Below are 19,210 nucleotides of genomic sequence, written 5' to 3'. Positions count from 1 at the left end.
GCACGATCAGGACGCATCGCCTGGCTGCCACCAGAGCCATCCGGGGTCGAAGCGTCCGTTGAAGTGCTGGCGTGAACGTGCTCATCTTGGGGATCATCTGCTTTACGTTCATCACGCTGGTTTGGCTTGCGTTCAAGTACGACCGGCCCATATCGGTGGAGCTGTGGATCTTCACACTCAGCTGATCTCGGCCGGGACCGGCTGCCGCGGTCGTCAACCCCTTGCGGACGATTCGGTCGGGAGCGGACGAGGAGGTTCTTCAGCGGCCCGGGGCGAGCGCCACCAAGGATAAGGAATCCCGAACAGCTTGTTGACCAGCACGGCGAGCAGTGCGATGAGGGCCACGCCCACCAGGACCGCGACGATCTGTGGAGCGGTGTGCAGGAGGCCGAGCGCGATGATCAGGGTGGTCGCCCCGGCGGGTGGATGGGGGATCTCCAGCGCGGCCATCGCGGCGCAGGTGAGGCCCAGCGCGATCGCCGCCGCCCCGATCCTGGCCCAGGAAGGATGGGTCAGGTCCGGGGCGGCGGTCAGCAGCCCGGTGACGGCGAGGCCGGTGAGTCCCGCGAGGACACCGGCCAGGTGACCGAGCACCGTGTTGCGCGGGCTCGCGCCCGGCGCCCGCGGACTCGCGAACACCAGGAACGCGGTGGGCCCGAGCGAAGGGAACAGCAGGGGAGCGCCCGAAAGGATCGCGCAGAGGCCGATGAACACGATGCAGCCGAAGGAACTCAGCGCGACGTAGGCGGTGCGGCTGATCCTGGTCATTCCCAGCCACGGCGCGGGTTCCGGGTACCGACGCTGCCGGGGGCGCGGCGCCGGTAGACCACGTACGGGCGGAGCAGGTACCGCACCGGAGCGCTGAAAGCGTGCACCAAGCGGGAAAACGGCCACAGCGCGAACAACAGCATGCCCAGCGCGGTGTGCAGCCGGTAGTCCAGCGGCGCCGACGCCATCAGCTCCGGCTGGGGATCGAGGAGCAGGATGCCCCGGAACCAGGGCGCGACGGTCTCCCGGTAGTCGTATCCGCCGCGGACACCGTTGTCGACCAGCGTGGTCGCCAGCCCGGCGAGCATCACCAGCACGAGCACGACGTACATGTACTTGTCGCTGACCGAGGTGGCGCCGCGGACCGCGGGCACCCGGATCCGCCGCCACAGCAGGAGACCGAGCCCGCCGATCGCGACCAGCCCGGCGATACTGCCCATCCCGAGCGAGATCAGGTGGTAACCGTGCTCGTCGAGTCCGGCGAACTCGGTGACGCCCTTCGGCACGAGCAGGCCGAGCACGTGCCCGCCGATGACCATCAGCAGTCCGATGTGGAACACCGGGCTGGCCACCCGCAGGAGCCGGGATTCGTGGAGCTGGCTCGACCGGCTCGTCCAGCCGAACTTGTCGTGGCGATACCGCCAGATCGTGCCGAACACCAGCAGAGCGATCGCCGCGTAGGGCGCGGCTCCCCACAACAGCAGGTCGAATCCGGAACTCATCGGCCACCTCCGGCGCCGGTGGGGAACGGGTCGAGGCCGACCAGTTCGGCCGGGGGCTCCGCGGGCAGCGGCGCGGGGACCGCGGGCAGGGTGGCCAGCACCGCGGCGACGGCGTCGCGATACGGGGTGTCCATAGTGGACAGATTGCGGTGCAGGAGTTCCAGCGCGGGATGGAAGCGGGCGAGCACCTGCCCGGCGGCGTCCGGGTTCGCGGCGGCGGCGAACTCCAGGATCACGGGCAGGAAGTCCGGCAGCTCGTTCTCGGCGGGGGCGAACCCGTGGGTGCGGTAGAACCGGCGTACCGCGGCCAGCGTCTCCCCGCGGCGGCGGGTGTCGCCGTCGAGGAACCAGCTCAGGTGCAGCGTGCGACGCGGCTTCCGGTCGAAGACCTCGATGTAGTGCGAGGCCAGCTCGCCGGGTTCACCGTGTTCGAGATACGCCACCGTGCGGGAGAGTTCGTCTTGGCCGGGGCCGGTGGTCTCGTCGAGGCAGGCGCGCAGCAGGCCGAGTTTGCCGAGGACGGCTTCGTCGGGATACTGCAGACACCATCCGGCGATCTGGCGCAGGGCCGCGTGATCCCGGGAAGCCTTGGGGCGGAGGAGTTTCACCGGTTTCGCCCCCGCAGGGTCGGGAACAACGCGTCCGGGCGGGCGCCGTCGTCCCAGCTGACCAGGTCCACTGTGGACTCACCGCCGCCCATGCCGGGGCCGCCGTCGACGTCGAGGCTGCACCGGGTGGCGATGCCCTCCAGGTCGTGGGCCTGCCCGACACCCGCGGTGGGGATGACATAGCGTTCGTCGTACTTGGCCAGCGCGAGCAGCCGGTGCATGCCGAAGATCTGCTCCCCGGTGAGCCCGACGGAGGCGGGGATGTCCTCGTCCGTCTCCTGCCCGAGGTTCACCGCCCGCATGTAGGACCGCATCGCCGCCAGCCGCCGCAGGGACCGCCGGACCGGCTCGGTGTCGCCGGCGGTGAACAGTTCGGCCAGGTACTCGATCGGGATTCGCAGGGCGTCGATGGCGCCGAACAGGTTGTCGCGGTGCTCACCGTCGTGACCGCTGCCGCTCACGGCGTCGACCACCGGCGACAGGGGCGGGATGTACCAGACCATCGGCATCGTGCGGTATTCCGGATGCAGCGGCAGCGCCAGCCGGTAGTCGTGGATCAGCTGGTACACCGGGGAACGCCGCGCCGCGGTGAGCCAGTCGTGCGGGACACCGGCCGCCTCGGCCGCCCGGATCACGGCGGGGTCGTGCGGATCGAGCAGCAGGCCGAGCTGCGCGGGGTAGAGGTCGTGCTCGTCGGCGACGGACGCGGCTTCGGTGACTTTGTCGGCGTCGTAGAGCAGGACGCCGATGTAGCGCAGCCGCCCGACGCAGGTTTCCGCGCACACCGTCGGCTGCCCGGCTTCCACCCGCGGATAGCAGAAGGTGCACTTCTCGGCCTTGCCGGTCTTGTGGTTGAAGTAGACCTTCTTGTACGGACAGCCGGTGACGCACATCCGCCAGCCGCGGCACTGGTCCTGGTCGACCAGCACGATCCCGTCCTCCTCGCGTTTGTACATCGCGCCGGACGGGCAACTGGCCACACAGGACGGGTTGAGGCAGTGCTCGCAGATCCGCGGCAGGTAGAACATGAAGCTCTGCTCGAACTCGAACTTGATCCGGATGCCGAGTTCGTCGCGGAGCTTCTCGGCGATCGGGTCCTTGACGCCGTGCTCGGTGGAGCCGCCGAGATCGTCGTCCCAGTTCGGTCCCCAGGTGGGCTGGAGGGGTTCGCCGGTGATGGCCGACCGCGGCGCGGCGGTGGGCACGTCGTCGCCGAGCGGCGCTTCGATCAGGGTGGCGTAGTCGTAGGTCCACGGCTCGTAGTAGTCGGAGATCTCCGGCAGATCCGGGTTGGCGAACAACTTCGCGAGCTTGCTCAGCCGTCCGCCCGCTCGCAGCCGGAGCTTGCCCTTCGCCGTCCGCTCCCAGCCGCCCTTCCAGCGCTCCTGATCCTCGTAGCGACGCGGATATCCCTGCCCCGGGCGGGTTTCCACGTTGTTGAACCAGGCGTACTCGGTGCCCGCCCGGTTGGTCCAGGCCTGCTTGCAGGTCACCGAACAGGTGTGGCAGCCGATGCACTTGTCGAGGTTCATCACCATGGCCAGCTGTGCCATGACCCGCATCAGTAACGCACCTCCTGGGAACGGCGGCGGATCACGGTGACCTCGTCGCGCTGGTTGCCGGTGGGGCCCAGGTAGTTGAAACCGAAGGAGAGCTGGGCGTAGCCGCCGATGAGATGGGTGGGTTTGAGCAGCAGCCGGGTCAGCGAGTTGTGCGTGCCGCCGCGTTTGCCGGTGGCCTCGCTGCGCGGCACGTTCACCGCCCGATCCTGGGCGTGGTAAAGGAAAACGGTGCCCGCGGGCATCCGGTGGGAGACGATCGCGCGGGCCACCACGACGCCGTTGCGGTTGACCGCCTCGATCCAGTCGTTGTCCTTCGCGCCGATGGCCTCGGCGTCGGCCGGGCTCATCCAGATCCCCTGCCCGCCGCGGGACAGGGTGAGCATGTGGAGGTTGTCCTGGTATGTCGAGTGGATCGACCATTTGCTGTGCGGGGTCAGATAACGCACGGTGACCTCCGCGGCGTCTCCCGTCCCGCCGGAGAGATGCTGCGAGCCCAGCGGCGGCCGGTAGACCGGGAGCGCCTCGCCGAGTTCGTGCATCCAGTCGTGGTCGAGGAAGAAATGCTGACGGCCGGTGAGGGTATGCCACGGTTTCCCGTGTTCGACGTTGATCACGAACGCCGAGTAGCGCCGTCCGCCGCTCTCGCTGCCGGACCATTCCGGACTGGTGATCACCGCCGCCGGACGGGACCGGGTGTCGGCGAAGGTGATCTTCTTGCCTTCGTGCTCGGCGGAAAGATGCGCCAGCTCGGTGCCGACCCGTTTCTCGAGATCGCGGAAACCCTGGGTGGCCAGCCGCCCGTTGGTGGTGCCCGACAGGGCGAGCACGGCGTCGGCCGCCTTGATGTCGGTGTCGATGAGCGCCTGGCCCTGAGCGGCCCCGGTCGTCGCGACGCCGTTCTTCGCGCGCAGCCAGTTCACCTCCTCGCCGACGTCGTAGGTGAGGCCCTTGCTGGTGGCGCCCAGTTTCTCCAGCAGCGGACCGAGCGTGGCCAGTTTCGCCGCCACCGCCGGATAATCGCGTTCGACGACGGTCAGCCGCGGCATGGTGACACCCGGGATCGGCTCGACGTCGCCGTCACGCCAGTCACGCACGACTCCGCCCGGCTGCGCCGTTTCGCTCGGGGTGTCGTGCGTCATCGGGGTGGCGACGAGGTCCTTGCGCACGCCGAGATGCCGTTCGGCGAGTTCGCTGAACCGCTTCGCGATCGTGTGGAAGGCCTCGAAGTCGGTGCGGGTCTGCCACGGCGGATCGACGGCGGCGTTGAACGAATGCACGAAGGGATGCATGTCCGTCGACGAGAGATCGTGCTTTTCGTACCAGGTCGCCGCCGGCAGCACGAGATCCGCGAACAAGGTGGTGCTGGTCATCCGGTAATCGATTGCCAGCATGAGATCCAACTTGCCGACCGGGGCGGTTTCGTGCCATTTCACGGATCTCGGCCGCGCGTCCGGCGGCGCCTCCTCGCCGCGCAGGTTCGCGTCGGTGCCGAGCAGGTGGCGCAGGAAGTACTCGTGGCCCTTGGCGGAGGAACCGAGCAGGTTGGACCGCCACACCGTGAGCACCCGGGGCCAGTTCTCCGGATCGTCCGGATCCTCGGCCGCGAACCCCAGCGTGCCTTCGCGGAGCTTGTCGGTGACGTGGCGGACCGGGTCGAGCCCGGCTTCCTCGGCCTCGTCGACCAGGTCGAGCGGGTTGCGGTCGAAGGTGGGGAACGACGGCATCCAGCCCAGCCGCGCCGACTGCGCGAGCGTGTCCGCGGCACTGGTCCCGGCGAGTTTCCCGGTCGCCAGCGGGGAAGTCAGCTCGTCGTTGCGCAGCGCGTCGTAGCGCCATTGGCCGGTGTGCAGGTACCAATAGGCCGTCCCGATCATCTGCCGGGCGGGCCGCATCCAGTCCATCGCGCCCGCGAGGGTCTGGTGTCCGGTCAGCGGCCGCACCTTCTCCTGGCCGACGTAATGCGCCCAGCCGCCGCCGTTGCGGCCCTGGCAGCCGGTCATCGTCAGCAGCGCCAGGAAGGACCGGTAGATGGTGTCGGAGTGGAACCAGTGGTTGGTGCCCGCGCCCATCAGGATCATGCACCGGCCGCGGGACGCCTCGGCGGTCTCGGCGAACTCCCTGGCGATCCGGGCGACCCGCTCGGCCGGGACCGAGGTGATCTCCTGCTGCCACGCCGGGGTGCACGGTTCCGCCGGATCGTCGTAGCCGGACGGCCACCGGCCGGGGAGATCGCCGCGCCGCACACCGTACTGCGCCATCAGCAGGTCGAACACCGTGGTGACCAGCTGTCCGCCGTGCTCCACGGCCGGTACTCCGCGCCGCAGGACGCCGTCGGTGTCGAACCGCGGGAGCAGCACCTCGACGCCCTCGTGACCGGGATCGGTGAGCAGGCTCAGCCGCGGCACGACGTCGCCGAGGTCGAGGTTCCAGCTGCCCTGGTCGTGTTCGTTCCAGCGGAAGCCGACCGAGCCGTTGGGCACGACCGGTTCCCCGGTGCGGTCGTCGACCAGCACGGTCTTCCATCGCGGCTCGGCCGTCTCGGCTCCGAGATCCGCGGCGGTGAGGAACTTCGACGGTACGTACGCGCCGTCCCGTTCGGTCAGCGTGACCAGGAAGGGAAGGTCGGTGAAGCGGCTGACGTAGTCGGTGAAGTACGGAACCCGCCGTTCGGCGAAGAACTCGGTGAGGATGACGTGCCCCATGGCCATCGCCAGCGCGGCGTCGGTGCCGGGGTGCGGGGCCAGCCACTCGTCGGCGAACTTGGTGTTGTCGGCGTAGTCGGGGGAGACCACGACGACCTTCTGGCCGCGATAACGGGCCTCGGCCATCCAATGGGCGTCCGGTGTCCTGGTCACCGGGACGTTCGAGCCCCACATCATCAGGTATGCGGCGTCCCACCAGTCCGCGGACTCCGGCACGTCGGTCTGATCGCCGAACACCTGCGGCGAGGCCACCGGCAGATCGGCGTACCAGTCGTAGAAGGAGAGCATCGGGGCGCCGATCAGCGCCATGAACCGCGACCCGATCGCGTGCGAGACCATGGACATCGCCGGAATCGGCGAAAAGCCGGCGACCCGGTCCGGCCCGTAGCGCGAAATGGCGTGCACATGCGCGGCGGCCGCGATTTCCGCCGCTTCGTCCCAGCCGATCCGGACCAGTCCGCCCTTCCCCTGGCGCGCTGATAGGACAGTCGTTTCATCGGGTCGTCCATCACCGAAGCCCAAGCGACGACCGGGTCTCCGTGCTGTTTCAGCGCCTCCCGGTACATTTCCACCAGTACGCCTCGCGCGTACGGAAAACGTACCCGGGTCGGGGAATAGGAATACCACGAAAAGGAGGCGCCGCGAGGGCAGCCGCGCGGTTCGTACTCCGGTTTGTCGGGGCCGACGGAGGGATAATCCGGATCCTGGCTCTCCCACGTGATGATCCCGTCGGACACGTACACGTTCCAGCGGCAGGAACCCGTGCAGTTCACGCCGTGCGTCGACGGGACCACCTTGTCGTGGCTCCAGCGGTCACGGTAGAAAGCATCGGCTTCCCGGCCGCCGGTCAGGTGTACGGAGTGCAGATCCGCGGAACTCTCCGCGCGGGTCAGATAACGGCCCAGGCGGAGCAGGGCGGTGGTCGCCGCACCTTCGTCGTGGTGGTTTCCGGAGCCGTTTCCGTTGGCTTTTCGTGGCGAGCGCACGCTCGCGACCTCCCGACTAAAGTCGTGAATGAGGCAGACAGCGCGAACAGGACTTGCCGAGTCTGTCCGGGGAACGAGTGCGATGCTAGCGGTATCGGCCGCCCATTGTCTTTCCGCGAAGGTGATCATGGGTGTTGATCACTCGAAAAGACCAGCAAGTAAATGTGCAGGTAATGGCGAGGTAAGTGTCCCGAGAAATTAGATTATTCCGTTCGGTCGGGCGATCGAAAGGAGTTCCTGTGCGAATTCACGGAACGGGGTACCGGTGTGGCACACGGATTCGGGGCCGGGCGAACCGGAAAACGTGGAAGAAGTATCACCGGGCGCGGGACAGGGCCGAAGGTATGTATAACGACCTATACCGACGCGCTTCGGCCGGACCTGCCGGATGGCGGCCCGCCGCGTCCCCCGGCAAAATGAACCGGTGACGGAATCGGGAAGAGCCGAGAGCGGCGGTGTCGCGTTCGAGGGCACTGACGAAACGGCCGTGCTGGAGGTGTCCGGCGCGCTCGACCTCGCCCTCGCGCCCCGGCTGAGGCTGATGGTCGAACGGGCCTTCCGGCTGCGGCCCGCGGTCATGGTCGTCGATCTGACGGCCGTGGAATTCCTGGCGTCGGCGGGGATGGCGGAGCTGGTCCGGGCGGACCGGCTGTGCGCGGGTGTCACCCAGGTCCGGGTCGTGGCGGGCAGCCGGGTCGTGCTGCGGCCGCTGGAGCTGACCTGTCTGACCGACGAGCTGGCGGTCTATCCGACGAGGACAGCGGCGCTGGAGGCCTGATGGAACCCGGTACCGACGTGGTCGCGGAGGCCGTCCGCCGGATCGCCGCCGGTGACCGAGAGGCCGTTTCCCCGCTCGTGGAACTCGTCGACCGCCTGCGTGCCGAGGCCGCGCTGGTCGACGGACTGCACTCGGTCGGCAGGCGGCTGACCTCGCAGCTCGACATCGACCGGATCGTGCAGGACGCGACCGACTCCGCCACGAAGGCGACCGGGGCGGCCTTCGGCGCGTTCTTCTACAACCTCGTCGACCAGTTCGGCGAGTCCTACACCCTGTACACGCTGTCCGGGGTTCCCCGTGAGGCATTCTCCCGGTTCCCGATGCCCCGCAACACCGAGATCTTCGCGCCCACCTTCGACGGCGTCCGCACGGTCCGCAGCGACGACATCACCAGGGATCCCGGCTTCGGCAAGAACCCGCCCTACCGCGGCATGCCGGAAGGACACCTCCCGGTCCGCAGCTATCTCGCGGTGCCGGTGCTGAGCCCGACCAGCGGGAAGGTCCTCGGCGGGTTCTTCTTCGGCCACGCCGAACCCGGCCGCTTCACCGAGCGGCACGAGTACCTCGCCGAAGGCATCGCGGGCTATTCCGCGATCGCGCTGGACAACGCCCGGCTGTACGAGCGGGAGCGCACCCTCGTCGCCGAACTGTCCCGCAGCATGCTGCCGGAGGTGCCCGGGATCCCCGGCCTGCGGATCATCACCCGCTACCTGCCCGCCGCCACCGGGACCAACGTCGGCGGCGACTGGTTCGACGTCATCCGGCTGCCCTCCGGGCGCACGGCGTTCGTGATCGGCGACGTCGTCGGGCACGGGGTGCCTGCGGCGACCGTGATGGGCCAGACCCGGACGGCCATCCGCGCCTACGCCCTGCTGGAACTGCGGCCGTCGGAACTGCTGCTCCGGGTCTCCCAGCTGACGGAGCCCGGGTTCGTCACCTGTTTCTACGCGGTCCACGACCCGGAGGACCACTCGCTGACCTACGCCAACGCCGGGCATCTGCCCGCCGTGCTGAGACATCCGGACGGCCGGATCGACCAGGTCGGCGAGGCGCTCGCACCGCCGCTGGGTGTCGGCTCCGCTTTCGCCGAGGAACGGACCGGTTTCCCGCCGGGCTCGGATCTGCTGCTGTACACCGACGGCCTGGTGGAGAGCCCCGCGAGGGACATCACGCTGGGCATCGAACGGCTGCTCGGCGCGTTCGCCGCGTACGGCGACCGGCTCGGCGACGCGGCCGCCTGGGACGACCTCATCGAGGAGATCACCCACAATCGCCACGACGACGACATCGCCGTGATCCACGTCCAGCACACGACAGGCGGCGAAGAATGAAGCACGTACCTGCCCCGGTCCCGCGGGAGTTCCGCGATCGGGTGCCCGCCGAACCGGGACGGCTCGTCGGGCTCCGCAAGCAGCTCACGGGATGGCTCGCCGGTCTCGGCGTCGACGGGGAACGGCAGGAGGACATCGTCCTGGCGAGCAACGAAGCACTGGCCAACTCCGCCGAACACGCCTACCGGGGCGGCGCGGACGGCGTCATCGACATCCACGCCACCGCCGTCCGTGACGAGATCAGGATCGTCGTCACCGACTACGGGGCCTGGAAGCCCGCGGACCCGGCCGACACGATCCGCGGCCGCGGCCTGCTGCTGATCGACCGCCTGGCCGACCACGCCGAGTGTGAATACCGGGGCGACGGCACCACGGTGACCATGACCTGGACGAGTCTCCCCGAAGGAGCGAGATGACCACTGAAATCGAGCGGGCGGCGCACGCCTACTGCCCCGTGTGCACTCCGGATCCCGGCCGCGGCGACCAGGTCACCGCGCTCTGCGGGGCCACCCATCCCTTCTGGGGCCGTCGTGAGCGGCCGGTGAACAACTGCCCGTCGTGCGAAGCCCTGGCCGCGGGCACGGTCTACCCGTGTGGTCACACGGGTGGCGAGCGATGAGGGGATGATCGTTAAAGTTCGCGGCATTCGGGGTACTAGGTCCTCGCGAGCCCCCCACGGGTAGCAAAGAACTTGGAGGTCCCCGTGTCCACCGATCAGGCATCGTCCGCCGGCGCCAAGGTCGAAGTACTGACCCTGGACGTGAGCGGCCACCTGAGCGAGCTGGCCAGGGTGCGGGCCTGGGCGCGCGCGGAACTGCGTGACGCCACCGAAGAGAACCTGACGGACACGATCCTGGTGCTGGACGAACTGGTGTCCAACGCGGTGCGGCACGGGAATCCGCCGCGTCAGGTGCGCCTGCTGCGACTGCCTGGCCGCCTGCGCATCGAGGTCGACGACTCGGGCACGACACCCGCCACCCCGCGCCCTCCCTCGGAGACCGGGGGACGCGGCCTCGCCCTCATCGACGCCTGCTCGACCGGCTGGGGCCAGGAGCACCGCGAAGACGGAAAGACCGTATGGGCGGAACTCAGCCTGACCCAGGAACCGACCGGCCGCAGTTGATCACGGTCGGGTGGAGTGCGCCGACTGCCGAACCGCCTCCGGTGATCTCCCGGGCAGGCCGCGTAGTGTTCGCACGCCGTCCGCGCAGTCCTCGCCCTGGAGCCGAACCCGATCATGCACACTCCCTCGCCCGACCCGGCCTTCGTCATCGATGTCGCCCGCCGGGACGACGTCGTGCTCGTGATCGCGTCCGGCGAGCTGGATCTGGCCGCCGACCCGGTCCTGGGCGCGACCCTCGCCCAGGCCGACGCGTTGCCGGTTCCCGTCGTGGCGGATCTGAGCGAGGTGAGTTTCTGCGGTTCCTGCGTGCTCGCCCAGTTGGTGGGCGCCGCCATCCGGAAAGAGCGGGCGGGCCTGTCGTTGCTGGTGGTCACCGCGCGGTCCGCGGTGCTGCGGCCGTTGACCCTGCTGGGCATGGACGACTACTTGACCATCGTTCCCGACCGTGAGGCCGCGCTCGAAATCCTAAACGTGTCAGGTGCCACGTCGACTCCGCCGTTTCCCGCTCCGGAAGCCGGGTACTCAAGGGTCAGCGGACAACGAATGGAGGCCCTGATGAACGACAAAGCCGAAAACAAGGTCGACGAGCTCAAGGGCAAGGCCAAGGAAGCCGTAGGGAACGCCACGGACAACGAGCAGTGGCAGGCCGAAGGCAAGGCCGAGCAGGGCAAGGCCAACCTCAAGCAAGCCGGCGAGAAGGTCAAGGACGCCGTGAAGGGCGTCAAGGACTGATATCACGCCGAAAAGGGGTCCGTCCACAGAGGACGGGCCCCTTTCGCGTACCCGTCGTCAGCCGACGATGCCGCTCAACCGCGTGCGCGCGGCGTCGAGCATCGCCTGTGAACGCGGGAAATCGTGCAGTTCCCCGCGCAGGAGTTCGAGTGCGGGGAGCAGGGATCCCGCCGGAACCTGGCGCGCGGAAAGGATTTCCGCCGTCCAGGTCAGGAAAGCGGTGAACAGGTCCTCGTCTCCCACATACAGCGAAACCGTCAGGTATTCGACGATATGGGCGATGTCCTCCGCCGTGTGCTGACGTTGACGCTCGGTGTACCGGCGCATCGCCGGGACGCGGTCCTCCAGCCCGGTCAGGACGGCTTTCACCAGCTGTCCCGAAGTCCGCGTGACGAGGGTGTACTCCTGGTCGGCCAGATGCGGCAGGTCGTCGAGGGGCTGGTGCCCGGCACGGGGACGGGGGAGCGGCGCGGTCAGCAGATCCGCCGCCGCCCGCGCGTCCGGGGCCCAGGCGTCCGCGCCGAGCAGCCGGGCGAACCGGCCGTCGTGGCCGAACGCCGCACCGCCGGCGATGACGGGGGTCGCCGCCGCCTGACAGGCCGTGATCGTCGCGTGCGCGGCAGGCAGCCGGGTGGCCAGCGAAGCCGACAACGCCACCGCGTCCGGCCCCGTGCGGTGCAGGTGGGCGACCAGATGCGGGGCGGGTACCTGCGCGCCGAGGTAGTCGACCTGGAACCCGCGCAACTTCAGCACCTCGGCCAGCAGCCGGGCGGGCATGGCGTGCCATTCGCCGTCGACGCACGCCACCGTGATGCGGCCCCGGTGCTCGCGCGGCCGGGGGAGGGCGTAACCGAAACCGGCGAGCACCCGGTCGTTGATCGCGGTGGCGGCGTGCTCCTGCGCCACGGTGAGCCGGTTCGCGGCCCACTCCTGGCCGACCTTGCGCTGTACCGCGCCGACCACGTCGAGCAGCACGCTCTCCGCGTCGACACCGGCGCCCAGCGCAGAGACCACGACGTCACCGGCGGCGTATTCGTCACCGGCGGTCACCGCCTGCCACAGCCGTTCGAAGTAGTCGGATGTCACCGGGTGCCGGGCCTCCGTGGTTTCCGCGGAGCGGTGATCACCAGCACCGCCATGTCGTCGTGCGCACGGCCGCCGATCCACTGCGTGGCCAGCATCTGTATGCGTTCGGCGACCGCGTCCGCCGCCAGGTCGGCGCATTCGGCCATCGCCGCGTGCAGCCGTTCCTCGCCGAACATCTCGTCACCGAGCGGGCCGCCCTTGGCCTCCACGATGCCGTCGGTGTACATCAGGCAGCTTTCACCGGGCGCGAGGAGGACTTCCGCCGAGGTCGTCCGGATCTCGGGGAGGACGCCGATCAGGCTGCCGCCGGTGTCCACCTCCTCGACGGTGCCGTCGGAACGGGCGACCAGTGGCGGCGGATGCCCGGCGCAGGTGACCCGCAGCCGCACCGCGTCGCCCTCGCGGCGGGCGGAGGCGAGGGCGAGCGTGACGAACCGGCCGTCCTCCCGGCTCGCCAGGGTGGTGTTCAGGAGGCTGAGCAGCCGGTGGTGGTCCTCGGCGATCGGCAGGAGCGCGCGCAGCGTCGTCCGGATCTTGCCGGTCAGGACGGCGGCTTCGAGTCCCTTTCCGCAGACGTCGCCGAGTACGGCCAGCGACTCGTACCCGGCGGTGTCGACGGCGGAATGGACGTCGTAGAAGTCGCCGCCGATGCGGTCCTCGTCCCACGCGGGCCGGTAGCGACCGGCGAAGTCGACGCCGCCCAGTTGCTCCAGCCGGGGCGGGAGCAGTTCGCGCATGAGCGTCTCGGTCGTCGACGCCTGATGGGCGAACATCCTGGCCGCCGAGATCGCGGCACCGGCCCGGGCCGCGAACAGCCGGGCGAAGATCTCTTCCTGGTCGGTGAACGCGGCCTGGTCACCGGTGCGCAGCAGGATCAGCGCCCCGGCGGGTACACCGTGCCCCGGCAAGGGCGTGACGACGAGCGAAGTGGCCGGGCCGAACCCGTCGGGCAGGATCCACGACGGCGCCGCCCCGGGGTCCAGCCAGCGCGAGGGCACCGGCGGGAAGCCGCGCAACGCCTCGTCCAGCCCCGGCAGGTCGGCGGGTTCGATGACCAGTCTGGACAGCGTCACGGCGCCGCCGCGAACACACGACGCCGCCGGATGGGCGCCCTGAACCGGCGGAGCCAGCACCACCGCGGCCCCGGCCAGGTGCTCGGCGGCCAGTTGCGCGGCCACCTCGATGCAGCGTTCGACGTTGAGCGAGCTCAGCAGCGCCGCCGAGGCGTCGGTGAGGAAGGCGACGCGCTGCCGTTCCTGCCGGACCAGTTCGCGGGCCGCCTCGGTGTCGGTCTCGTCGGCCAGCCACCAGGTGACGACGCCGTCGTGCGGTATCGAGGACGCGGCCCAGGCACGGTCGCCCGCGACGCCGCGGACGATCCCGGTCACACCGTCACGATGGGCTTCCGCCAGCCAGGGGGCCGTCCCGTGGCGCAACGGGAGGCCCTGACGTGCTTCGGGGAACAGCGCGCGGGCGGCGTCGTTGAGGCCGAGGACGATTCCGTCGTCGTCGACCAGTACCGCGGGTGAGGGCGCGGTTTCCCAGCTTCGCCCGGCCGTGGCCGGTGCCGCGATCAGGGGTTCAGCCATCGGCCTGCCCGATGTCCAGTTCCGCCCACACGGTCTTGCCGTCCGGGCGGGCCGTCTGGCCCCACGACGTGGAAGCCAGGGAAACGAGGGTGAGGCCCTGGCCGCCGGTGCTGTTCGGGGGACCGCGCCGCGCCGCCGAGCCGGGCGCGCCGTCCGAGACCTCGACACGCAGCGTGTCGTCCGTGTGCAGCAGCCGGACCAGGTACGGCGCCCGCGCGTGCCGGAGCGCGTTGGAAGCGAGTTCGTCGACGACCATCACGACGTCGGCGACCGTGTCCTCGGGCAGCCCGTCCAGGGTTTCCCGGGTCCAGGCGCGGACCTCGGCGAGCCGGCGGACATCTCCGGTCATGGCGAGCTCGCGGGTCGTGGTGTCCTGCCGGATCGCGGCGTCGGAGGAGGTCATGAGCGGGAATCCAGTGCCGAACGCGCGTCTTCGAGTGTCGGGTGGACGGGCATGAGCTCGTCCAGCCGCAGCAGGCTGATCGGCCGGGCGACGGCGCGGACCGAGGTGGCGACGGCGAACCGGCCGCCCTGGTCCCGCAGCCGCTGCGCGAGGCCGAGCAGGACCTGCAGACAGCTGGAGTCGCAGTACGTGACAGCGGTCATGTCCGCGACGGCCCGGCCGGACGGTGGGTGTTCCCCGACGATCTGCCGGAGCTTGGGGGACACCGCGAAGTCGAACTCGCCGCTCATCGCGAACACGGTGAGCCCCTCGGACTCGTACTTCTCAAGCGTCCAGCCGTCCCCGGAAAACCGGTGGCGGGGCCGCGCGACATCGGTGGTCATCGACGCTCCTGGTCACGATCCTGTTGACGGGGCTGGCGGCTCAACCCCGCCCTGGAATCTACCAGCGAGGTCCGACGAGGACAGGACGACCGAACAGGTTCGCGGGCGGGCGGGCGATCCGCGGAGGCGTCAACCCTTACCCGGCAACGGAGCCTGGACTTCCTGGCTCACCCCTCGGGATAGAAGACGAAGAGCGTGCACCCCGTCGCCGACGCGGGCACGTGCCACGAACCGGCCGGAGCGTGCAGGAAGGTCCCCGCCGGGTAGTCGCGCGCGCCGTCGTTGAACGTGCCGGAAACGACGTAGACCTCCTCGGGCCCTGGCTCGTGGACGTCGCGACGCGGCCACGAGGTGCCGGGGTCCATTTCCAGCACGTTGGCGTGCGCGCCGTCCGTTCCTGTCCACAAAGGACGCAACCGGATTCCGGGGAAGAGTTCGCGGACGGGGGATTCCTTGACGGAGACGGAAGTGTAGCCCTCTTGGGCGAGGATCTCGGGGTGCATGAATCCCAGGTTCCGCGATCGGCGGGCCGCCGGAAAGTGTCCAGGAAGACATCACAGGGTACTTTTCTGCCATGCATCGCGTGAGGGCACTGGTGCGGCCGGTGCAGTCGACGTTCGAACTCGGTATCGCCGCCGAGGTCTTCGGCACGGAACGGGCCGGGGTGCCGCGGTACTACGAATTCGACGTCTGCACGGAGAAACCCGGCCCGGTGCCGACCACCGCCGGGTACGCGATGTCGGTGACACGCGGCCTTTCCGCGCTGGCGGAGGCGGACACCGTGCTCATCCCGGGCTGGGCTCCGGTGGAGGCGCCGTTGCCGGTCGCCGTCCGCCGGGCGCTCCTTCGCGCGCATGCCAGGGGCGCGCGGCTCGTCACGATCTGTTCCGGCGTTTTCGCGCTGGCCCGCACCGGGCTGCTGGACGGCAGGGCGGCGACCACGCACTGGGCGCGCGCCGCCCGGCTGCAGGAGGAGTTCCCCGAGGTGCGCGTGGAACCGGACGTGCTCTACGTCGACCACGGCGACGTCGCCACGAGCGCCGGGGCGGGCGCGGGGATCGACCTCTGCCTGCACCTCGTCCGGCAAGACCACGGGGCCGCGCACGCCGCGCTGGTCGCACGGCACATGGTGATGCCACCGCATCGCGACGGCGGTCAGGCGCAGTTCGTCCCGTCCCCGCCACCCGACGACGAGCTGGACGGCCTCCTCGAGTGGGCGGGCGCGCGTCTGGGGACACCGTTGTCGGTGGGCGAGCTGGCCGCGCACGTCAATGTCTCGCCCCGCACCCTGGCCCGCCGGTTCGCCGATCGGCTCGGCACCACGCCGGGCGCCTGGCTGCTGGCGCGCCGGGTGACCGAGGCGCGCACCCTGCTGGAGGAGACCGGGCTTCCGGTGGAGGCGATCGCGGCCCGCGTCGGCCTGACGTCGGCCGTCAACCTCCGCCGCCGCTTCCGCGACCAGGTCGGTACGACACCGGGCGCGTACCGGCGCGCGTTCCGGGGCCCGGTTTCGCCTTGAGCGGAACAGCGCGCACGGGCCCCGGCCCGAATGTCACGATGACCGTATGGCGGACATCCTCCCTTTCCACCCGAAGCGCGCCTCCACCGCGGACAGCGAGCCGGAACCGCTGTGGCGTGACGTGCTGGGCCGGAGCCTGCGCGCGGCGAGGGAAGAACAGGGCGGCCGTCTCGTCGACGTCGCGGAACGCGCCGGCATCTCGCCGCAGTACCTCTCGGAGATCGAGCGCGGCCGCAAAGAGCCTTCCAGCGAAATGATCGCCGCGGTCACCGGCGCGCTCGGGATCGACCTGGCGGATCTCCTCTTCGGTATCGCGGGCACGGTCCGGCGGGGCGGCGGCACGGGCCTCGCGGTCGGCCGCCGTCCGTCGGGACCCGTGCTGATGGCCGCCTAGAACACGGCTCAGGCCCGGCTGTCGAGGACCTGGTCCGCGAGCCCGTAGGCGACGGCGCCCGCCGCGTCGAACACGCGGTCCCGGTCGGTGTCGTGCCGGAGATCCGAGACGGCGCGTCCGGTGTGCGCGGAAAGGATCTCCTCCAGCTGCGTCCGCACGCGCACGACCTCGTCGGCCTGGAGGATGAGGTCCGGGATGGTGCCGCGGCCCTGCGCGGCCGGCTGGTGCAGCACCACGCGGGTGTGGGGCAGCACGAACCGGTGCCCGGCCTCGCCCGCGGCCAGCAGGATGGCGCCCGCGGCCACGGCCTGCCCGACGCAGGTCGTCGCCACCGGCGCCTTGATGAAGCGCATGGTGTCGTACAACGCGAGCATCGCCGACGGATCGCCGCCCTCGGTGTTGATGTAGAGGTTGATCTCCTGCTCGGGGTTGTCCGCCTCCAGGTAGAGCAGCTGCGTGATCAGCGCGTTCGCCACGCCGGAGTCGATCGCGGTCCCGAGGTAGATGATCCGCTCGGACAGCAGATGCGAGTAGACGTCCATGATCCGCTCGCCCGCGGGACTGCGGGAGATGACGTTGGGGATGGTGTAGGTGCTCATGCGCCGACGTTCCTTTCCGAGCCGAGGCCGAGTTTGTGGGTGCGCACGGGAACGACCTGGTCGAGGCTCTCGACGACGTGGTCGATGAAGCCGTATTCGCGGGCCTGCCCGGTGGTGAACCAGCGGTCGTGCAGGGAGTCGGCGAAGATCCGGTCGATGGGCTGCCCGGTGTCTTCGGCGATGAGGCCGAGCACGGTGTCGCGCGTGTAGCGCAGATCGTCCGCCTGCACCTCCACTTCGACGGCCGAGCCGCCGATGCCCGCCGAACCCTGGTGCATCAGGATCCGCGCGTGCGGCAGGGCGAACCGTTTGCCCGGGGTGCCCGCGGACAGCAGGAACTGCCCGGCGCTGCACGCCAGGCCCAGCGCGAGGGTGGCGACGTCGCACGGCACGAGGCGCATGACGTCGCGGATGGCCAGCATCGAAGGGACCGAGCCGCCCGGCGAGTGGATCCACAACGCGATGTCCTTGCGGGGATCCTCGCTCGCCAGCGAAAGCAGCTGGGTGGTGAGCACCGTCCCGTTGTCGTCGTCGAGCGGGCCGTCGAGGACGAGGACGCGCTGGCTGAAGAACCGTTCCCGGAGTCGTTGGTCGAAGAGTGGTTGCTTCTCGTGGTCGGTCATGCCCCGACCATGCCGCCGGGGACCCGTCGTCCGCCGGTTTCTCTGCTGTGAGCGGATCAGCCCACAGCAGGACGGTCCACTGTGGATCGCCGGACCGGGACGAACCACACGGCGATCGTCAGGACGACGGCGAAGACGAGGATGAGGAGATCGACGGTGAAACCGGGCTGGACCGGAAGGCCGAGGTGGATCCGATCGTCGCCGACGAAGGTCAGCAGACAGGTCGAGACCAGCGTCAGCAGCGCGGAGACACTGAGCATGATCTGCCCGGTCCGGACCCTGGCGAGCAGGCTCGCGCCACCTGCCACCGCGGCCACTCCGGCGAGGACCAGGCTGGAGTCTCCCACCATGATCGACAGCTCCGAGAACTCGAAGAAGTAGTACGCCTGGTGCATCAGCATCGCGTTCGCGAGCAGAGCGAAGCCGAGCACCATGCCCGCGATCCCGGTGAGGACCGCGAACACCGAAGGCATGGCGATTCCGGGAGAAGACGGCCGTGGTGCCGAGGTCTCGACCCCGCTCGCGGCCTGTGCCAGGAGCGGGAGCGCGTGGTCCGGCAGCATGCGTGCTTGCGGCGCTTTCGCCAGCAGCCCGCGGATGACGTCCGCCAGCGGCCCGTGCGTCCGGTGGAACGGCGGCTGTTCGTTGACGACGGCGTACAGCGTGGCCGCGATGTTCACCCGGTGGAAAGGATTCACGCCTTCGCTCGCGCTGAGCAGCGTCACGCCGAGCGACCAGAGATCCGAGTGGGGAGTGCCTTCGTGGCCCGCGATCCGTTCGGGGGCGAGGAAGGCGGGTGAACCGGACGGGTCGAGGGCACCGGCGATCCCGAAGCCGGTCAGCTTCACCGTGCCGTCGGGGCACACCAGGATGTTCGCGGGCCGGACGTCGCCGTGCACGACGCCCGCCGTATGCGCGGCGGCGAGCGCGCCGAGCGCCTGCCTGCCGATGTCGGCGACGAATCGCGGCGGCAGCGGCCCGGAGGACGCCACGTCCTCCAGAGTCCGCGCCTCCACCAGGTCCATCACGAGGTACGGCACCCCGTCCGTCATGACGACGTCGTGCACGGGCACCACCGCCGGGTGATCCACCGCGACACCGGCCTCACGCTGGAGCCGTTCCACGACGACCGCGCGGGCGGCCTCGTCCAGCGGGGGAAGCACCAGTTCCTTGATCGCGACCTGACGGCCGTCGGTGCCGTCTTCGCCGCGCCACAGCACGGCCGCTCCGTCGCCGCCCAGCTTCTCGAGCAGGGTGTAGCGCTCGGCGATCGTGCGTGAAACTGCCGTCACAGTGGGTCTC

General features: G+C 69.9%; 20 protein-coding genes and 2 pseudogenes. 9 read left to right on the top strand and 13 right to left on the bottom strand.

Annotation, left to right across the window (positions count from 1 at the left end; genetic code table 11):
• Positions 1-213: 213 nt before the first annotated feature.
• The 5 genes and pseudogenes from ACLJPX_RS07175 to ACLJPX_RS07155 all read right to left on the bottom strand — a co-directional run bounded on the left by ACLJPX_RS07175 (position 214) and on the right by ACLJPX_RS07155 (position 7,348).
• Positions 214-768: an HPP family protein gene (locus tag ACLJPX_RS07175; protein ID WP_410599322.1), complete on the bottom strand. Its 555-nt coding sequence runs from the start codon at positions 766-768 to the stop codon at positions 214-216.
• The gene (narI, locus tag ACLJPX_RS07170; protein WP_101608955.1) at positions 765-1,490 is read right to left on the bottom strand and encodes a respiratory nitrate reductase subunit gamma; all 726 of its coding nucleotides are present in this window, start codon (positions 1,488-1,490) and stop codon (positions 765-767) included. The genes ACLJPX_RS07175 and narI overlap by 4 nt, the downstream gene beginning before the upstream one ends.
• A complete protein-coding gene (gene narJ, locus ACLJPX_RS07165) occupies positions 1,487-2,098 on the bottom strand; it encodes a nitrate reductase molybdenum cofactor assembly chaperone (protein ID WP_410599321.1) in 612 nt (203 codons plus the stop codon). The genes narI and narJ overlap by 4 nt, the downstream gene beginning before the upstream one ends.
• The gene (gene narH, locus ACLJPX_RS07160; RefSeq protein ID WP_410599320.1) at positions 2,095-3,660 is read right to left on the bottom strand and encodes a nitrate reductase subunit beta; all 1,566 of its coding nucleotides are present in this window, start codon (positions 3,658-3,660) and stop codon (positions 2,095-2,097) included. The genes narJ and narH overlap by 4 nt, the downstream gene beginning before the upstream one ends.
• Positions 3,660-7,348: pseudogene (locus ACLJPX_RS07155) on the bottom strand (nitrate reductase subunit alpha). Before ACLJPX_RS07155 ends, narH begins: the two are co-directional and overlap by 1 nt.
• Before the next feature lie 424 nt (positions 7,349-7,772).
• Between ACLJPX_RS07155 and ACLJPX_RS07150 the strand changes: the two are divergent.
• The 7 genes and pseudogenes from ACLJPX_RS07150 to ACLJPX_RS07120 all read left to right on the top strand — a co-directional run bounded on the left by ACLJPX_RS07150 (position 7,773) and on the right by ACLJPX_RS07120 (position 11,312).
• A complete protein-coding gene (locus ACLJPX_RS07150; RefSeq protein ID WP_410599319.1) occupies positions 7,773-8,126 on the top strand; it encodes an STAS domain-containing protein in 354 nt (117 codons plus the stop codon).
• Complete coding sequence (locus ACLJPX_RS07145) at positions 8,126-9,457, top strand: PP2C family protein-serine/threonine phosphatase (RefSeq protein WP_410599318.1); 1,332 nt, start codon at positions 8,126-8,128, stop codon at positions 9,455-9,457. Before ACLJPX_RS07150 ends, ACLJPX_RS07145 begins: the two co-directional genes overlap by 1 nt.
• Positions 9,454-9,873: an ATP-binding protein gene (locus ACLJPX_RS07140; protein WP_410599317.1), complete on the top strand. Its 420-nt coding sequence runs from the start codon at positions 9,454-9,456 to the stop codon at positions 9,871-9,873. The genes ACLJPX_RS07145 and ACLJPX_RS07140 overlap by 4 nt, the downstream gene beginning before the upstream one ends.
• Positions 9,870-10,076 (top strand): hypothetical protein, encoded by a 207-nt coding sequence (locus tag ACLJPX_RS07135; RefSeq protein WP_101608948.1) that lies wholly within the window; start codon positions 9,870-9,872, stop codon positions 10,074-10,076. Before ACLJPX_RS07140 ends, ACLJPX_RS07135 begins: the two co-directional genes overlap by 4 nt.
• A gap of 84 nt (positions 10,077-10,160) precedes the next feature.
• Positions 10,161-10,580, top strand: a complete 420-nt coding sequence (locus tag ACLJPX_RS07130; protein WP_410599316.1) for an ATP-binding protein — start codon at positions 10,161-10,163, stop codon at positions 10,578-10,580.
• 114 nt (positions 10,581-10,694) lie between these two features.
• A pseudogene (locus tag ACLJPX_RS07125) lies at positions 10,695-11,024 on the top strand (STAS domain-containing protein); the annotation flags it as partial.
• A gap of 111 nt (positions 11,025-11,135) precedes the next feature.
• Entirely contained in the window at positions 11,136-11,312 is a 177-nt protein-coding gene (locus tag ACLJPX_RS07120) for a CsbD family protein (protein WP_410600016.1), read from the top strand.
• Between the two features lie 57 nt (positions 11,313-11,369).
• Here ACLJPX_RS07120 and ACLJPX_RS07115 read toward each other — a convergent pair whose 3' ends face one another.
• From ACLJPX_RS07115 to ACLJPX_RS07095, 5 genes are all read right to left on the bottom strand, one after another.
• Positions 11,370-12,398 (bottom strand): B12-binding domain-containing protein, encoded by a 1,029-nt coding sequence (locus ACLJPX_RS07115; RefSeq protein WP_410599315.1) that lies wholly within the window; start codon positions 12,396-12,398, stop codon positions 11,370-11,372.
• Positions 12,395-13,987: a PP2C family protein-serine/threonine phosphatase gene (locus tag ACLJPX_RS07110; protein ID WP_410599314.1), complete on the bottom strand. Its 1,593-nt coding sequence runs from the start codon at positions 13,985-13,987 to the stop codon at positions 12,395-12,397. Before ACLJPX_RS07110 ends, ACLJPX_RS07115 begins: the two co-directional genes overlap by 4 nt.
• A complete protein-coding gene (locus tag ACLJPX_RS07105) occupies positions 13,980-14,390 on the bottom strand; it encodes an ATP-binding protein (RefSeq protein ID WP_410599313.1) in 411 nt (136 codons plus the stop codon). The genes ACLJPX_RS07110 and ACLJPX_RS07105 overlap by 8 nt, the downstream gene beginning before the upstream one ends.
• A complete protein-coding gene (locus tag ACLJPX_RS07100; protein ID WP_410599312.1) occupies positions 14,387-14,773 on the bottom strand; it encodes an STAS domain-containing protein in 387 nt (128 codons plus the stop codon). The genes ACLJPX_RS07105 and ACLJPX_RS07100 overlap by 4 nt, the downstream gene beginning before the upstream one ends.
• Positions 14,774-14,940: 167 nt before the next feature.
• Positions 14,941-15,276, bottom strand: a complete 336-nt coding sequence (locus tag ACLJPX_RS07095; protein WP_410599311.1) for a cupin domain-containing protein — start codon at positions 15,274-15,276, stop codon at positions 14,941-14,943.
• A gap of 71 nt (positions 15,277-15,347) precedes the next feature.
• Here ACLJPX_RS07095 and ACLJPX_RS07090 point away from each other — a divergent pair, with 71 nt between their 5' ends.
• Together ACLJPX_RS07090 and ACLJPX_RS07085 are read left to right on the top strand one after the other, a co-directional pair.
• Entirely contained in the window at positions 15,348-16,292 is a 945-nt protein-coding gene (locus tag ACLJPX_RS07090; protein ID WP_410599310.1) for a GlxA family transcriptional regulator, read from the top strand.
• Between the two features lie 46 nt (positions 16,293-16,338).
• Positions 16,339-16,686 (top strand): helix-turn-helix domain-containing protein, encoded by a 348-nt coding sequence (locus ACLJPX_RS07085; RefSeq protein ID WP_410599309.1) that lies wholly within the window; start codon positions 16,339-16,341, stop codon positions 16,684-16,686.
• Between the two features lie 8 nt (positions 16,687-16,694).
• Here ACLJPX_RS07085 and ACLJPX_RS07080 read toward each other — a convergent pair whose 3' ends face one another.
• Genes ACLJPX_RS07080 through ACLJPX_RS07070 form a run of 3 tightly spaced genes read right to left on the bottom strand, consistent with a single transcriptional unit; the run spans position 16,695 to position 19,200 of the window.
• Positions 16,695-17,285, bottom strand: a complete 591-nt coding sequence (locus ACLJPX_RS07080) for a ClpP family protease (protein WP_101608941.1) — start codon at positions 17,283-17,285, stop codon at positions 16,695-16,697.
• Positions 17,282-17,908, bottom strand: coding sequence for a ClpP family protease (locus ACLJPX_RS07075; protein WP_410599308.1), 627 nt, complete (start codon positions 17,906-17,908; stop codon positions 17,282-17,284). The genes ACLJPX_RS07080 and ACLJPX_RS07075 overlap by 4 nt, the downstream gene beginning before the upstream one ends.
• 56 nt (positions 17,909-17,964) lie before the next feature.
• Positions 17,965-19,200 carry a serine/threonine-protein kinase gene (locus ACLJPX_RS07070; RefSeq protein WP_410599307.1) on the bottom strand — a complete coding sequence of 412 codons (1,236 nt, stop codon included), beginning with the start codon at positions 19,198-19,200 and terminating at the stop codon, positions 17,965-17,967.
• Positions 19,201-19,210 lie beyond the last annotated feature (10 nt).

Origin of the sequence: Amycolatopsis sp. lyj-90, assembly GCF_046549035.1 — a bacterium.
Lineage (GTDB): Bacteria > Actinomycetota > Actinomycetes > Mycobacteriales > Pseudonocardiaceae > Amycolatopsis.
Note: the sequence above shows the minus strand (reverse complement) of the source record. Positions and strands in the feature narration are given on the sequence as shown.

What these genes read in the sequence shown, in the direction of transcription:
- ACLJPX_RS07120 (WP_410600016.1), top strand. Translation starts at nt 11,136, where the DNA reads ATGAACGACAAAGCCGAAAACAAGGTCGACGAGCTCAAGGGCAAGGCC.
- ACLJPX_RS07145 (WP_410599318.1), top strand. Translation starts at nt 8,126, where the DNA reads ATGGAACCCGGTACCGACGTGGTCGCGGAGGCCGTCCGCCGGATCGCC.
- ACLJPX_RS07090 (WP_410599310.1), top strand. Translation starts at nt 15,348, where the DNA reads ATGCATCGCGTGAGGGCACTGGTGCGGCCGGTGCAGTCGACGTTCGAA.
- ACLJPX_RS07175 (WP_410599322.1), bottom strand. Translation starts at nt 768, where the DNA reads ATGACCAGGATCAGCCGCACCGCCTACGTCGCGCTGAGTTCCTTCGGC.
- narH (WP_410599320.1), bottom strand. Translation starts at nt 3,660, where the DNA reads ATGCGGGTCATGGCACAGCTGGCCATGGTGATGAACCTCGACAAGTGC.
- ACLJPX_RS07105 (WP_410599313.1), bottom strand. Translation starts at nt 14,390, where the DNA reads ATGACCTCCTCCGACGCCGCGATCCGGCAGGACACCACGACCCGCGAG.
- ACLJPX_RS07075 (WP_410599308.1), bottom strand. Translation starts at nt 17,908, where the DNA reads ATGACCGACCACGAGAAGCAACCACTCTTCGACCAACGACTCCGGGAA.
- ACLJPX_RS07100 (WP_410599312.1), bottom strand. Translation starts at nt 14,773, where the DNA reads ATGACCACCGATGTCGCGCGGCCCCGCCACCGGTTTTCCGGGGACGGC.
- narI (WP_101608955.1), bottom strand. Translation starts at nt 1,490, where the DNA reads ATGAGTTCCGGATTCGACCTGCTGTTGTGGGGAGCCGCGCCCTACGCG.
- ACLJPX_RS07140 (WP_410599317.1), top strand. Translation starts at nt 9,454, where the DNA reads ATGAAGCACGTACCTGCCCCGGTCCCGCGGGAGTTCCGCGATCGGGTG.
- ACLJPX_RS07110 (WP_410599314.1), bottom strand. Translation starts at nt 13,987, where the DNA reads ATGGCTGAACCCCTGATCGCGGCACCGGCCACGGCCGGGCGAAGCTGG.
- ACLJPX_RS07135 (WP_101608948.1), top strand. Translation starts at nt 9,870, where the DNA reads ATGACCACTGAAATCGAGCGGGCGGCGCACGCCTACTGCCCCGTGTGC.
- ACLJPX_RS07095 (WP_410599311.1), bottom strand. Translation starts at nt 15,276, where the DNA reads ATGCACCCCGAGATCCTCGCCCAAGAGGGCTACACTTCCGTCTCCGTC.
- ACLJPX_RS07085 (WP_410599309.1), top strand. Translation starts at nt 16,339, where the DNA reads ATGGCGGACATCCTCCCTTTCCACCCGAAGCGCGCCTCCACCGCGGAC.
- ACLJPX_RS07080 (WP_101608941.1), bottom strand. Translation starts at nt 17,285, where the DNA reads ATGAGCACCTACACCATCCCCAACGTCATCTCCCGCAGTCCCGCGGGC.